Origin of the sequence: Sporosarcina sp. D27 (assembly GCF_000586555.1) — a bacterium.
Taxonomy (GTDB): Bacteria; Bacillota; Bacilli; order Bacillales_A; family Planococcaceae; genus Sporosarcina.
In genome coordinates this window covers 1-12,996 of sequence record NZ_AZUC01000012.1, presented here as the reverse complement: position 1 = coordinate 12,996, position 12,996 = coordinate 1, and the positions used below count along the sequence as shown (strand labels likewise).

Sequence of the window (12,996 nt, the reverse complement as noted above, 5' to 3'; positions counted from 1 at the left end):
AAGTGATCATAACCCCAGGGAAGTGCTCATAAAACATGAAAAGTGATCATAACCCCAGAAAAGTGCTCATAAAACTAGAAAAATGATCATAAATCCAAGTGAGTATCTCCACGAAACAAAAAAGACTGTCAGAAAGTCAGCAACACTGACTTTCTAACAGTCTTTATCTCTTCGGAACAACTTTGATCTTCGGTTTGCGCCAACTAATAATTCGCTTTGGATGGAAAATGCTTAATCCGATCAAGAAGCCGACCACCAGTCCGGCGATATGCGCAGCTGCATTAGTGTTAGGTCCAACAAAGGTCATAACAACACTGAGTCCGATAATCGGCAAGATAATTTGGCGAAGCTGAGGTAACATCTTTTTTGTATAATACACTAGCGCACCAAATGCACCGAAAATCCCGAATACCGCACCACTAGCGCCAACGTGTGAATAACTGGAATCGTATACGAAAAATGTCGCGATGTCACCGAAGACACCTGCTAAGAAATATACAGTTAGGAATCGCGCTTTCCCAGCTACCTTCTCCAATTCAGGTCCGAAGATGAATAAGGAAAACATGTTGAATAACAGATGCATGATTCCGAGATGTAAGAACATTGGTGTGACAAGACGCCAATACTCTCCTTGTTCAATCATATAATTCGAGCCTACTCCGAAGTTCCGAATGGTATCGCCTATAAAGGGCAACATCGTCAGTAGATGGATCCCGACATTAAGAGCGATAAGTGTGGACACCACAGGATATAGCCGAATGTATTGAGAAAAACTTTCAGTACGGATAAACATGACTCTCCCCCGATCTTTGTTTTAGTATACAATTTTTCGACTCTATATGGAAAGAAGGTGACTGTATGATTTCAGGAATTGGTTTGGATATTACAGAACTTGACCGAATTGCAGAACTGGACAACAAATCCGATAAATTCCGCAATCGAATTCTCACGACTGAAGAACAACGATATTACGAAAACCTTTCCAATCACCGCCGCATTGAATTCCTAGCGGGACGGTTTGCAGCAAAAGAAGCTTTCGCAAAAGCGCTTGGAACCGGGATTGGTCCAACATGTAGTTTTTTGGATATTGCAATCTTACCTGACGATAAAGGAGCGCCCATCCTATACTTTAATGGGAACCTTGTGGACGGCTTTGTTTCCATTACACATACGAAGACGGTAGCTGCTGCACAAGTAATTCTTCAAAAAATGTAACGTTTCTGACCAGCTTTGCATAAATGACTGTCCCTCCTCATAAGATGACCTACCCGATTGAAATAGGAGAGGATGACCTGAATGCGGAGCAAAATTGGATTACTGTTGATGGGTGCGGTTCTTTTGTTACTAACTGCTTGCGGAGCACCGTCGAAAGAAGATGTCGTCAAGAAATTGAGTGGGAAATGGAATGATTCCAAGGGGTATGATCTTCAAGCAACGATGGAGATTAAGACCGGCGAAGAACCACGGCTCTATGACGTAACGGTATGGCACACGAAGCCTGATTTTTACAAAGTGGACGTCTCTCAAAAAGGGAAAGATGAATCTCAGATGATCGTACGTAACGAAGAAGGGGTTTTTGTTGTCACGCCGTCTTTGAACAAGACGTACAAATTCCAAAGTGATTGGCCAGCACAAAATAGCCAGGCGTACTTAATCAGCACGTTATCTGATGATATTAAAGCTGATAAGAAGTCCACGATGACGGAAAAAGATAAGACGTATGTATTTGAAACGGCAACACGCAATAATCATAAAGCAGTTCTGCCGAAGCAACAGATCCATATCGACAAGAAGACATTGCTTCCAACACACGTATCTTTATTGGATGAAAACAAGGAAGAGAAAATCCGTGTGACATTCAAGAAAATCACTTTAGGTGTAAAGCGTAATGCGGATGACTATAAAGTCGAGACGGAAAATATGGACCACGAGAAAAAAGATGAAAAAACGAAGGACAAAAAGGCACAACTTGAAACCTTCTATCCTTCCGCATCCTTTGAAGGTGTCACGTTGTTAAGTGAAGAACCTGTCGCAACAGAAACTGGAACGCGTATCTTCCTATCTTATGGCGGTGCTGGAAAAGAGTTCGTTGTTGTTCAAGAACCAGCAGCTGAAATGGATAGCCAAGTGCCAGTATCCATTGAAGGGGATCCAGTAGATCTAGGTTTCGCCGTAGCAGCTCTTTCAGGAAATACGATTCGATGGGAACAAGATGGAGTTGCGTTTTATGTAGCCTCTGAGACCCTTAGTAAGGGAGAACTTATTCAAGTGGCTGGTTCAATGCAAACAGATGTAGTTAAGTAAATCAAACACGTCGAGCGGGTGCCGAACAATCCGGTACCCGCTTGTTATCTAGATTGACGGACGGCGCCTTTCAGGATGATAATGAGAATACTTATTCTGAAGAGGTGATCCGCGTGACAGAATCATTTAACTATCGACCGACTCGTGCTGTAGTTGATGTTGGTGCGATTCGAGCGAACGTCAGGAATTTAAAGGAATTTTTGCCTGCTGAGACGGGCATCATAGCAGTTGTAAAAGCAGATGGTTATGGACATGGAGCAGCTGAAAGCGCACGGGCTGCATTCCAAGAAGGGGCGATGATGGCAGCTGTTGCAACGCCTGACGAAGCATTGGATTTACGCAAGGCGGGTATTCAACAACCGATTCTAGTACTTGGTCCTGTACCCATGAATTTTTTAAAAGAAGCAATCCGCCAAGAGATTACAGTTACGATTCCAGGTGTTCAATGGGCGCAAGCAGCAGCTGATGAACTCCGAGGGATTCAAGAATCTTTGAATACTCATGTAAAAATTGACACAGGGATGGGTAGGATAGGTGTACGAAGTGAAGAAGAAATAGTTGAATTAGTTAAAATTCTTGAAGGAACTTCGGCTATCCGAGTGGAAGGTATATTTACACACTTTGCTACTGCAGATGAGCAAGATGTAAAAAGGACAGAAGAGCAATTCCGTTCTTTCGATAGGCTAGTTGCGTGCTTTCCAGAACGTCCAAAACTGGTCCATGCTGCGAATAGTGCAGCGGCCCTTAGATTTCCGGATTATGCACTAGATGCGGTTCGTTTCGGTATTGGGATGTATGGTATCGCTCCTTCAGAAGTGGTCGCCTCCGAATTGCCTTTTCAACTAGAACGTGCTCTTCGACTACAAACAGAGATTGCTTTTGTGAAGCAGATAAAATCGAGTGGGCCCATCAGCTACGGAGGCACTTATGTTGCGCAGCCTGGTGAATGGATCGCAACACTACCAATCGGCTATGCAGATGGATTGAAGAGGGGATTACGTAATCAGCATGTACTTGTTCGGGGGCAGCGCGTTCCGATTATTGGAACAATCTGTATGGACCAATGTATGGTGCAACTACCCGAAAGGTATCCAGAAGGAGAACCGGTTGTATTATTAGGGAAACAAGGAAATGAAGAAATTACAATGGAAGAATGGGCAACACGTATCGGCACGATTCCTTATGAAATTGCCGTAACGATTGCTAGACGTGTACAAAGACAGTATTTTGGGGATTAGTTGGCACCTCCTACTTCTCGCACTTTCGACAAACTACCAAACTTGACTGCGCAACTTGTCGCTATATTACCTAATTTGTCTTTTCATTGTCGAACTCCAATGGTAAGATAAACATGTATAGAAATGAGGATCGGGTTTTGTCGGAGGTGCTAGAGTTGGATGCTAACCAAAACAAAAGAGAACTACTTATGGAAATCCCCACAAAAATGCTGAAACAAAATGAACAGACGATCGTCCATCAGGAGCAGCAGGGAGATTTCGTATATTACTCGGCTACGCGGTATAAGACTGATTGTGAGTTAAATGCAATCAGAGAAAAGATGATGCGCGGATATGTGGAAATGTCCCAAATCAATCTTGGAATTGCCGCTGAATGTCTGCATGCGGAATTCGAAGCTCAGCATACGGTGGAACGAATCGTAAGCGGAGGATGAAAAGTTGGCAATTAAACGCGGAGATGTCTTTTTTGCGGATTTGTCGCCTGTCGTAGGATCTGAACAAGGCGGCACACGGCCTGTTCTCGTCATTCAGAACGACATCGGGAACCGGTTTAGCCCTACAGTGATTGTGGCGGCGATCACTGCCCAGATACAAAAAGCAAAGTTGCCGACACATGTCGAAATAGATGCGGCCCGTCACGGTTTCGAGCGGGATTCTGTAATCCTGCTCGAACAAATCCGCACTCTCGACAAATCGAGGCTCACAGATAAAATCACCCACTTAGATCACCAAGTCATGCAGAAAGTGGATGAAGCATTAGAAGTCAGTTTTGGCTTAACTAACTTATAGGCATACATAGCAAAGAAATCCATTCTGTCCTCCGACGGAATGGATTTTTTGTACAGAAAAGATGCTGAATGTCCACATATCCGTTATACTATAGAACAAAGTAGTATCGCGTTTTCATCATAAGGGGGAAAAGACAACATTATGAACAGTAAAATGAGGATAGTAGTAAACGAACATATGGATGCAATCATTGAGCAGTGGATTGAACTGATGAAAGAGGAGAAAGGAGAGCGTTTCTTCCACTTTATGCCTCAACATCTTGTTGAAAAAACGAGTCGTGAGTTCACGGCGTTAATGACCTCCAATATAACCGAAGGCGAAAGCGCGTTGAACAACGAACGCCTAGACGACTTTACGGAGAAAGTGATTCGCTTTGGATGGTCGATAAAATTCGTGAACAAAGCAATCGATAATTTTGCTTCGGTTGTTTTTGAAATGCTTGAAGACGAAGAGGTCATTACCGAACAGAATCTTAGAATCTTTATGGGCGTATTCACTGGATGGATCAACCCCTTACGTGAAAGTATCATAGAAGCATATGCCATCAAGTGGGAACAAACTGACACGTTGCAAAAAGTCGCATTGCAGGAACTTTCGGCTTCGCTAATACCGGTAGTGGACAAGGTATCAATCATGCCTTTAGTCGGAACCATCGATACAGAGCGTGCAAAGTTGATAATGGAGAACTTACTTGAAGGTGTTGTTCAACAACGAGCGGAAGTTGTATTGCTCGACATTACTGGAGTTCCTGTTGTAGATACAATGGTTGCACACCATATCATCCAGGCGGCAGACGCTGTTCGTCTAGTGGGTGCAAAATGTATGTTAGTCGGAATTCGACCTGAAATTGCACAAACTATCGTAGCACTTGGCATAAACTTAAGTGATTTCACAACTACAAGTACACTTCGTAGAGGAATGCAGGAAGCATTAAGCTTAACCAACAGAGAAATAGTGGAGGTAGAGTAATATGAATGTTCGTATACCTATTTTGAAATTAGATGAAGTACTCATTGTTTCCATACAATGGGAATTGGACGATCAGACTGCGATTCAATTTCAAGAGGATTTATTGAACAAAATGCACGAAACTACTGCTAGAGGTGTCGTCATCGACTTAACCTCTATTGATTTTATCGATTCATTCATCGCAAAAGTGCTTGGTGACGTAATTAGTATGTCAAGTCTGATGGGAGCTAAAGTGGTCATTACAGGAATTCAACCTGCCGTAGCAATTACTTTGATTGAACTCGGTATTCGTTTGGAAAATGTAATGACAGCCCTGGATCTTGAAAACGGACTTACGAAGCTACGTAGAGAATTGGAGGCCTGAATATGGACAATCGGTCTTCTGTAGAGATTTTCACGGAATGGGATATTGTTGCTGCACGACAGCTTGGTCGTAATGAAGCGAAAAACTCCGGGTTCGGAACAGTGGACCAAGCAAGAATTACAACCGCCATTAGCGAACTGGCACGTAACATTTACTTGTACGCGGGTAAAGGAAAGATAGAAATCGAGCGACTTTCGACAGATGGCATGAAGGGGATGACCATCATCGCTTCGGACGAAGGACCTGGTATTCCGGATTTACGTAAAGTAATGGAAGATGGGTTTTCGACATCTGGAGGACTTGGGGCAGGAATGCCTGGAGTAAAACGCTTGATGGACGATTTTAAAGTCGAGTCAGAGGTTGGCAAAGGTACCACAATAACTGCAACAAAATGGCTGCGATAAGGGGAGTAACAAATGCCGCAAGAAGTTGGAAAGCAATACTCTGAATTGCTTAGGAAATATATAACCCATGAGGATGAAACTGATTTGTATGCTGCCCAGCAAGTCAGTCGTAAGTTTATCGAAAAAAAGATTTCGCCTGAAGAAGTGATCAGTCTTCATAAAACATCTGTGGAGCAGATTTTTCCTGATCTCTCTTCACGTATCGGTCCCTCTTACGATTTTTTAATAGAAATTATGATTCACTATGGATTGGCGCTAATGGAGCATCAAAGTCTCGTACGCAAACAAGAAGCGATGCAAATCGAAATGGATGTCGCTGTAAAGGTGCAAGATATGCTTCTTGAAACAACAGTACCCAAAGTAGATGGCTTGGATATCGGAATTGTAAGTAAGCCTGCGAAAAAGATGAGTGGGGATTACGTCTATTTTATCGAGCAAGGTAACAAGGAAGCCTGCGTTGCTGTGGCAGATGTGATGGGGAAAGGACTTCCTGCTGCACTGTGCATGTCCATGATTAAGTTCGGGATGGATAGTTTGCGGGAAAAGGCTACAGAGCCACATCACGTGTTAGAAGTCATTAACCAAATTGTTGAGAAAAGCATGGATGATTCGATGTTTATCTCCATGTTTTATGGTAAGTACGTTGAAAGTACAAGTACATTTACATTCGGATCTGCTGGTCACGAGCCTGCATTGCTTTATCGTGCTGAAGAGGATCGTTTTGTTGAGTTGGATGCCAAAGGTTTATTACTCGGAATTCGTAAAGACGTAGACTTTCAACAGAAGTCAGTAGAGTTAGCTACAGGCGATTTCATCGTCATGTTGACGGATGGTGTTACTGAAGGTAGAAATGCTGAAGGATTCATCGAAGAAGAAGTCATTTTGGACATGCTGCGAGATGTGAAAAATTTACCCGCACAACAAATTGTCGACTATCTTTATACAGAACTTTTTAAAATGCAAAATTACATGCTACATGATGACTTTACTCTTGTCCTCTTCAAGAAAGAATAAAAATGTTTTGTTCACACAAAAATGGGTAAACACAATTATAGAGGATTAAACTCAGATTACAACAGAAAATATGGGGTGTGGATAAATGAATTTACAAGTTGATGTACAAGAGAAGGACTGTGTCCATGTATTTAAAATCATTGGGGAGATCGATGCGTTTACTGCCCCAACATTAAAAGAGCGACTTGAAAAAGTTGCAGACCAACCAGAATGTCAAGCTGTACTCGACTTTAAAGAAGTGAATTATATGGATAGTACGGGATTGGGCGTTTTCGTAGCGTTTTATAAGAAAGTGAAAGCTGTGAATGGCTCAGTAAAAATCGTTGGTTTGAACAAACGACTGAAGCGTCTATTTGAAATTACAGGTCTCGATGACGTGGTTGAGATTGAAATGGAAAGTGGGGACCCGAATGGCACCGTTTGATTACATTGAAATAAAAGTTCCTGCTAAGCCACAGTATGTCGGCGTGGCGAGGTTAACGATTTCAGGGCTAGCAAGCCGCCTTGGTTTTACATACGATGAAATTGAAGATTTGAAGATTGCTTCCAGCGAGGCGATTACAAATGCAGTACGTCATGCTTACGATGAAGACGAAGAAGGTGAAATCATCGTAGGCTGCGCGTTGTATGAAGACAAACTGGAAATCATGGTGGCAGATCACGGACAAAGTTTCGATTTTGAAGAAACTAAAAAGCTGGTCGGTCCTTATACTGAACAAGAGTCTGACGTTCAACTCATACGCGAAGGAGGACTTGGACTCTATCTAATGGAAACACTAATGGATGATGTAAAAGTCCATCATGAAGAAGGAGTCACTGTTTTCATGACCAAATACCTGGGCAGAGAGCGGGGCGAAGCGGATGTCAAGCAAACAGCCTACTCGTGATCCACAAGTTCAGGAACAGGTTTTAGAGTGGATTAAACGATATCAAGAAAACGAGGATGATGAAGCGCAAACTCGTCTCGTCATGCATTATGAGCGTCTTGTACAATCGATCGCTCGTAAATATTCTAAAGGTAAGTCGTATCACGAAGACATCGCCCAAGTGGGAATGCTTGGATTACTAGGCGCTATCCGTCGATATGATCCTGATTTTGGACGAAGTTTTGAAGCGTTTGCTGTCCCCACGATTATCGGAGAGATTAAACGATTTTTGCGTGATAAAACGTGGGCAGTTCATGTACCGAGACGTATTAAAGAACTCGGACCACGCATTAAAGCAACCGTTGAAACGCTTACTACGGAACTTCAAAGATCTCCACTTGTTAGCGAAATTGCAGAGTACTTGGAAGTTGACGAAGAATCTGTATTGGAAGCTATGGAAATGGGACGTAGTTATCAAGCACTCTCAATGGATCATACGCTTGAAGCAGATTCTGAGGGTGGTACGGTCACCCTATTTGATATTATCGGGTCAAAAGATGATGGATATGAAAAAACGGATCAGAGGTTGCTCGTTGCAAATGCGTTGAATGTTTTGTCGGACAGGGAGAAACAGATTATCCAATATACATATATTGAACAACTTAGCCAAAAGGAAACTGGTGAACTTCTTGGCATCTCTCAAATGCACGTGTCTAGACTTCAGCGTAAGGCAATTAAGAAATTACAGGAAGCAATAGTGGCCGCGGGCGGAGCATCCTAATGGAAGCATTCAAAAACGATCATATCGAGGCGTATATATATCAGCAGGCCAAAGGTGGGAATCGTGATTCTGGGGACGTGTACTTTCTTCACGCGGAAGAGGACTATTTTATATGTGCAATCGCGGATGGACTTGGTAGTGGAATTGTTGCTCGCCAGTCTGCGGAAGTCATGCCACGTATACTAGAGGAGCATCATGAAGAATCGATTGAAGAACTACTCAGTCGTATAAATGAGCATATGGTACAAAAACGTGGTGCAGCCGTAGCGATTGTGAAAGTTGACTATGTAAAACATACCATTCAGCATAGCTGTGTCGGCAATGTCCGGTTATATATCCGGCAACAAGACGGCAAGATGCTTTATCCACTTCCCGTGATGGGATACTTATCCGGTCGCCCTCAAAAAATGAAGACACAAGAGTATGCCTATCAAAATGGAGATTTGTTCTTCATGCATTCAGACGGTGTCGAACTCAGAAGTCCTAAAGCTTATTTAAGCCAAAGTGATGATCCGCTTACGCTATCTGAAATGGTACGTGCGACGGTGAAACCTGGCGACGATGCGACGTTCATCGCAGGAACCCTGCTTCTATAAATTAGAAGTGGGATTTTTTGTGTGCACTTTCATGGTAAACTAAGAAGTAATGAATGGGGGAATGGAAATGTCGGAACGAATTTTAGAATTGACCGCAAAACGTGCAGCACTTCCGTTGAAACAAACTAAACAAGTCATCGCATTGTTGGATGAAGGGAATACGGTGCCATTCATTGCACGGTACCGTAAAGAAGCAACCGGCTCCTTGGATGAAGTTCAGATTAAAGACATTGAAGACGCATACCAATACAGCAAAGGCTTGGAGCAGCGAAAAGAGGAAGTTCTTCGTCTGATCAGTGAACAAGACAAGTTAACTCCTGAACTGGAACAGCAAATAGAAGCAGCAGACGTTTTACAACGGCTTGAAGACTTATACCGTCCTTATAAACAAAAGCGTCGGACGCGTGCCATGATCGCAATTGAGAAAGGATTGAATGGTCTCGCGGACAAACTTCTTCAATTTACAAATGAAGCTGTTGAAACGTTGGCTAAAGAATTCATCAACGAAGAAAAAAAAGTGAATACAGTTGAGGATGCGTTAACAGGCGCACAGGATATCATTGCAGAGCGATTTGCAGATGATGCTGCACTACGCGAAAAAATCCGTAAAATCAGTTGGTCCAGAGGGACGCTCGTTTCATCCAAACGCAAAGACGCTGAAGATGAAAAAAGTATTTATGAAATGTATTACGAATATGAGGAACCGTTGTCTAAGGTCGTTCCACACCGCGTTCTCGCATTAAATCGGGGAGAAAAAGAAGACGTACTCCGAGTAACAGTAGGATTCCCCGCTGACAGAATTATAGGGGATTTGGAGAGAAGTGTTGTCAAGCGGGAATCTTCTCCTGCTACACAGTATGTAAAAGAAGCATTGGAAGATTCGTTCAAACGATTAATCGCTCCATCTGTGGAACGTGAGATCAGAGCGTCTTTATCTGAAAAGGCAGAAGCGCAGGCAATTCATGTCTTTGCAGAAAATCTGAAGAGCTTGCTACTACAGCCACCATTAAAAGGGCGAATGGTACTGGGAGTCGATCCGGCTTTTCGGACAGGTTGTAAATTGGCGGTAATCGATGAGACTGGGAAGAACCTAGAAATCTCGGTCATTTACCCACACCCACCGAAACCTCAAAAAGAGGCATCGAAACAAACTGTGTTACAACTACTGAAGAAATACGACATTAAACTAATTGCGATTGGAAATGGGACGGCTTCTAGAGAAACAGAAAAGTTCATTGCAGAAACGATTAAGGAAGTCGATTCAGATGTAGCGTATGTCATAGTCAACGAAGCAGGGGCGAGCGTTTACTCTGCATCTGCACAAGCCCGTTCAGAATTCCCTGACCTGCAAGTTGAGCAACGTAGTGCAATTTCGATCGCTCGTAGACTACAAGACCCTCTATCAGAGTTAGTGAAAATTGATCCTGAATCGATAGGGGTCGGTCAATATCAGCATGACGTTGCCAAGAAGCAATTAGCAGAATCTCTTTCGTTTGTCGTTGAAACTGCTGTTAACCGTGTTGGCGTAAACGTCAACACTGCCTCCGCATCATTATTACAATACGTCGCTGGACTCTCTAAAACAGTTGCTGAAAATATTGTGAAGAAGCGTGAAGAGGAAGGTCAATTTGAAAAAAGAACGCAGTTGAAGAAAATACCGCGATTAGGTGCAAAAACCTACGAACAGGCAATAGGTTTCTTACGAGTGCCAAATGCGAAGGAATTATTCGACGCAACAGGCATACACCCGGAGAGTTATGCACTTGCGGAAGAAATTTTACGGGAAGCGGGGGTTTCGAAGGAACAAATTGGATCAGCAGAAGCAATCGCCGCACTTAACGATTTAAATAGCGCGGAACTCGCAAGTAAGCTGGAAGTCGGAACAGTGACCGTTAATGATGTGATTGAAACGTTGAAACGACCGAATCGTGACCCTCGTGATGAATATCCTCAGCCCCTTTTGAAAGCGGATGTACTTGATATGAAAGACCTTCACGAAGGAATGGAAATGCAAGGAACTGTAAGGAATGTAGTAGACTTTGGCGCATTTGTCGATATAGGAGTTCATGAAGACGGACTCGTCCATATTTCGAAATTGAAAAAAGGATTTGTGAAGCATCCTTTGGACGTTGTAGCATCAGGGGACATAGTGACGGTCTGGGTTGAGTCTGTAGATAAAGCAAAGGGCAGAATTGCCTTGACGATGTTACCACCTGCAGGGAAATGACAGTGAAAGGTATTAATCTATCGATTGATGCTCTACAGGCACTTACTGAGACTCTATCCATTGAGTGGTTTCAGAAACCATTTGCTCACAAAGCTGTCTACAACAGTCGTCTTCAAACGACTGGCGGTAGGTATATGCTGTCGGATCATTCCATACAAGTGAATCCTATGGTTGAAGATCTATATGGAAGGGAAGAGCTAATAGGTGTCTTGAAACACGAGTTGTGTCATTACCATCTTCATATAGAAGGAAGAGGGTATAAACACGGGGATCATGATTTTAAAGATCTTCTACTGAAAACTGATTCACCAAGATATTGCAAACCACTCAAGAGCCGTGAAACGTCATCTAGAAAGATCCGTATCTATACTTGTACAAATTGCGGGCTCCAATATGAACGAAAACGCCGAGTAGACACAAAGCGATTCCGATGTGGAAAATGTCACGGTAAACTGAAAGAGATTCAATAACACTAGCTTTTTAAAAACGTTCAACCCAGTCATATCAAGGGGTTGAACGTTTTTTAAAAAAGTTTCAGGAAAACTGTTGACGAATAGTGAAAGACTGTCTATAATAATAAAAGTCGACAAGGAACAACGACAACAAACGACAAAGCAACACACTATAAATGGCCCCTTGGTCAAGCGGTTAAGACACCGCCCTTTCACGGCGGTAACACGGGTTCGAATCCCGTAGGGGTCACCATGTTCTTTCTACTAAAAATATTGGGGTATAGCCAAGCGGTAAGGCAACGGACTTTGACTCCGTCACTCGTTGGTTCGAATCCAGCTACCCCAGCCAAGTTTTTCAAACTTTGTTTGAAAAACTTAGCGCGAGACACCGCAAGATATTTAGAACGATGATAATGAAAACATTGTCTAATTTCAAAACAGTACGAGCCATTAGCTCAGTTGGTAGAGCATCTGACTTTTAATCAGAGGGTCGCAGGTTCGAATCCTGCATGGCTCACCATTTTATCTTTTTAAAACTCAAGTGTTGACAAACTTTACTTATCGTGTATAATAAAGGATGTCGCGAAAATAATAAATACGCGGTAGTGGCGGAATGGCAGACGCGCTAGGTTGAGGGCCTAGTGGGTGAATAACCCGTGGAGGTTCAAGTCCTCTTTACCGCACCAAAAGTATTTTAATCTTAGCGAGCGCCCGTAGCTCAATTGGATAGAGCGTCTGACTACGGATCAGAAGGTTGTGGATTCGACTTCTGCCGGGCGCGCCATAACATAATATAACGCGGGTGTAGTTTAGTGGTAAAACCTCAGCCTTCCAAGCTGATGATGAGGGTTCGATTCCCTTCACCCGCTCCATAATTTATAACCATATGAACCTTGAAAACTGAACAGCAAAATGTCAACGAATTATTGTTTGGGAAACCGGTTCTGCCGGTGAACAAACACAAACAGATCTTAATCGATCTGATAGACATC

The 12,996-nt window shown here is 42.9% G+C and carries 16 protein-coding genes and 6 tRNA genes; 21 read left to right on the top strand and 1 reads right to left on the bottom strand.

Features of this window, described 5'->3' with window-relative positions; genetic code table 11:
• Positions 1 to 163 precede the first annotated feature (163 nt).
• On the bottom strand, positions 164 to 793 hold the full coding sequence (locus N693_RS0102360) for a rhomboid family intramembrane serine protease (RefSeq protein ID WP_025783180.1): 630 nt from the start codon (positions 791 to 793) through the stop codon (positions 164 to 166).
• A gap of 65 nt (positions 794 to 858) precedes the next feature.
• On the opposite strand from N693_RS0102360, the gene acpS reads away from it, so the two are divergent.
• From acpS to N693_RS0102255, 21 genes are all read left to right on the top strand, one after another.
• Positions 859 to 1,215 carry a holo-ACP synthase gene (acpS, locus tag N693_RS0102355; RefSeq protein WP_025783179.1) on the top strand — a complete coding sequence of 119 codons (357 nt, stop codon included), beginning with the start codon at positions 859 to 861 and terminating at the stop codon, positions 1,213 to 1,215.
• 81 nt (positions 1,216 to 1,296) lie between these two features.
• Positions 1,297 to 2,304, top strand: a complete 1,008-nt coding sequence (locus N693_RS0102350; protein WP_025783178.1) for an outer membrane lipoprotein carrier protein LolA — start codon at positions 1,297 to 1,299, stop codon at positions 2,302 to 2,304.
• A gap of 113 nt (positions 2,305 to 2,417) precedes the next feature.
• Positions 2,418 to 3,542, top strand: a complete 1,125-nt coding sequence (alr, locus tag N693_RS0102345; protein ID WP_025783177.1) for an alanine racemase — start codon at positions 2,418 to 2,420, stop codon at positions 3,540 to 3,542.
• A gap of 146 nt (positions 3,543 to 3,688) precedes the next feature.
• Complete coding sequence (locus tag N693_RS0102340) at positions 3,689 to 3,976, top strand: transcriptional regulator (RefSeq protein ID WP_369795252.1); 288 nt, start codon at positions 3,689 to 3,691, stop codon at positions 3,974 to 3,976.
• Positions 3,977 to 3,980: 4 nt separating this feature from the next.
• Positions 3,981 to 4,331 (top strand): type II toxin-antitoxin system PemK/MazF family toxin, encoded by a 351-nt coding sequence (locus tag N693_RS0102335; RefSeq protein WP_025783175.1) that lies wholly within the window; start codon positions 3,981 to 3,983, stop codon positions 4,329 to 4,331.
• 141 nt (positions 4,332 to 4,472) lie between these two features.
• On the top strand, positions 4,473 to 5,300 hold the full coding sequence (locus N693_RS0102330; protein WP_025783174.1) for an RsbT co-antagonist protein RsbRA: 828 nt from the start codon (positions 4,473 to 4,475) through the stop codon (positions 5,298 to 5,300).
• Between the two features lies 1 nt (position 5,301).
• On the top strand, positions 5,302 to 5,664 hold the full coding sequence (locus N693_RS0102325; RefSeq protein WP_025783173.1) for an STAS domain-containing protein: 363 nt from the start codon (positions 5,302 to 5,304) through the stop codon (positions 5,662 to 5,664).
• A 2-nt stretch (positions 5,665 to 5,666) separates the two neighbouring features.
• Entirely contained in the window at positions 5,667 to 6,068 is a 402-nt protein-coding gene (locus N693_RS0102320) for an anti-sigma regulatory factor (protein ID WP_025783172.1), read from the top strand.
• Positions 6,069 to 6,080: 12 nt separating this feature from the next.
• Positions 6,081 to 7,082, top strand: a complete 1,002-nt coding sequence (locus N693_RS0102315; protein WP_025783171.1) for a PP2C family protein-serine/threonine phosphatase — start codon at positions 6,081 to 6,083, stop codon at positions 7,080 to 7,082.
• 85 nt (positions 7,083 to 7,167) lie between these two features.
• The gene (locus N693_RS0102310; protein ID WP_025783170.1) at positions 7,168 to 7,506 is read left to right on the top strand and encodes an STAS domain-containing protein; all 339 of its coding nucleotides are present in this window, start codon (positions 7,168 to 7,170) and stop codon (positions 7,504 to 7,506) included.
• Positions 7,493 to 7,969 carry an anti-sigma B factor RsbW gene (gene rsbW, locus N693_RS0102305; RefSeq protein ID WP_025783169.1) on the top strand — a complete coding sequence of 159 codons (477 nt, stop codon included), beginning with the start codon at positions 7,493 to 7,495 and terminating at the stop codon, positions 7,967 to 7,969. The genes N693_RS0102310 and rsbW overlap by 14 nt, the downstream gene beginning before the upstream one ends.
• A complete protein-coding gene (gene sigB / locus N693_RS0102300) occupies positions 7,944 to 8,729 on the top strand; it encodes an RNA polymerase sigma factor SigB (RefSeq protein ID WP_025783168.1) in 786 nt (261 codons plus the stop codon). The genes rsbW and sigB overlap by 26 nt, the downstream gene beginning before the upstream one ends.
• Positions 8,729 to 9,325: a SpoIIE family protein phosphatase gene (locus N693_RS0102295; protein WP_025783167.1), complete on the top strand. Its 597-nt coding sequence runs from the start codon at positions 8,729 to 8,731 to the stop codon at positions 9,323 to 9,325. The genes sigB and N693_RS0102295 overlap by 1 nt, the downstream gene beginning before the upstream one ends.
• Positions 9,326 to 9,392: 67 nt before the next feature.
• A complete protein-coding gene (locus N693_RS0102290; protein WP_371257542.1) occupies positions 9,393 to 11,552 on the top strand; it encodes a Tex family protein in 2,160 nt (719 codons plus the stop codon).
• Positions 11,553 to 11,563: 11 nt separating this feature from the next.
• Entirely contained in the window at positions 11,564 to 12,022 is a 459-nt protein-coding gene (locus N693_RS0102285; protein ID WP_025783165.1) for a SprT family protein, read from the top strand.
• 160 nt (positions 12,023 to 12,182) lie between these two features.
• Positions 12,183 to 12,257 (top strand) — tRNA-Glu (locus N693_RS0102280).
• A 21-nt stretch (positions 12,258 to 12,278) separates the two neighbouring features.
• A tRNA-Gln gene (locus tag N693_RS0102275) sits at positions 12,279 to 12,353 on the top strand.
• 95 nt (positions 12,354 to 12,448) lie between these two features.
• Positions 12,449 to 12,524 (top strand) — tRNA-Lys (locus tag N693_RS0102270).
• A 79-nt stretch (positions 12,525 to 12,603) separates the two neighbouring features.
• Positions 12,604 to 12,690: transfer RNA gene (locus N693_RS0102265), tRNA-Leu, on the top strand.
• A gap of 21 nt (positions 12,691 to 12,711) precedes the next feature.
• A tRNA-Arg gene (locus N693_RS0102260) sits at positions 12,712 to 12,788 on the top strand.
• A gap of 14 nt (positions 12,789 to 12,802) precedes the next feature.
• Positions 12,803 to 12,876 (top strand) — tRNA-Gly (locus N693_RS0102255).
• Positions 12,877 to 12,996: the final 120 nt, after the last annotated feature.

What these genes read in the sequence shown, in the direction of transcription:
- N693_RS0102360 (WP_025783180.1), bottom strand. Translation starts at nt 793, where the DNA reads ATGTTTATCCGTACTGAAAGTTTTTCTCAATACATTCGGCTATATCCT.
- acpS (WP_025783179.1), top strand. Translation starts at nt 859, where the DNA reads ATGATTTCAGGAATTGGTTTGGATATTACAGAACTTGACCGAATTGCA.
- N693_RS0102350 (WP_025783178.1), top strand. Translation starts at nt 1,297, where the DNA reads ATGCGGAGCAAAATTGGATTACTGTTGATGGGTGCGGTTCTTTTGTTA.
- N693_RS0102330 (WP_025783174.1), top strand. Translation starts at nt 4,473, where the DNA reads ATGAACAGTAAAATGAGGATAGTAGTAAACGAACATATGGATGCAATC.
- N693_RS0102325 (WP_025783173.1), top strand. Translation starts at nt 5,302, where the DNA reads ATGAATGTTCGTATACCTATTTTGAAATTAGATGAAGTACTCATTGTT.
- N693_RS0102320 (WP_025783172.1), top strand. Translation starts at nt 5,667, where the DNA reads ATGGACAATCGGTCTTCTGTAGAGATTTTCACGGAATGGGATATTGTT.
- N693_RS0102315 (WP_025783171.1), top strand. Translation starts at nt 6,081, where the DNA reads ATGCCGCAAGAAGTTGGAAAGCAATACTCTGAATTGCTTAGGAAATAT.
- N693_RS0102310 (WP_025783170.1), top strand. Translation starts at nt 7,168, where the DNA reads ATGAATTTACAAGTTGATGTACAAGAGAAGGACTGTGTCCATGTATTT.
- rsbW (WP_025783169.1), top strand. Translation starts at nt 7,493, where the DNA reads ATGGCACCGTTTGATTACATTGAAATAAAAGTTCCTGCTAAGCCACAG.
- sigB (WP_025783168.1), top strand. Translation starts at nt 7,944, where the DNA reads ATGTCAAGCAAACAGCCTACTCGTGATCCACAAGTTCAGGAACAGGTT.
- N693_RS0102295 (WP_025783167.1), top strand. Translation starts at nt 8,729, where the DNA reads ATGGAAGCATTCAAAAACGATCATATCGAGGCGTATATATATCAGCAG.
- N693_RS0102290 (WP_371257542.1), top strand. Translation starts at nt 9,393, where the DNA reads ATGTCGGAACGAATTTTAGAATTGACCGCAAAACGTGCAGCACTTCCG.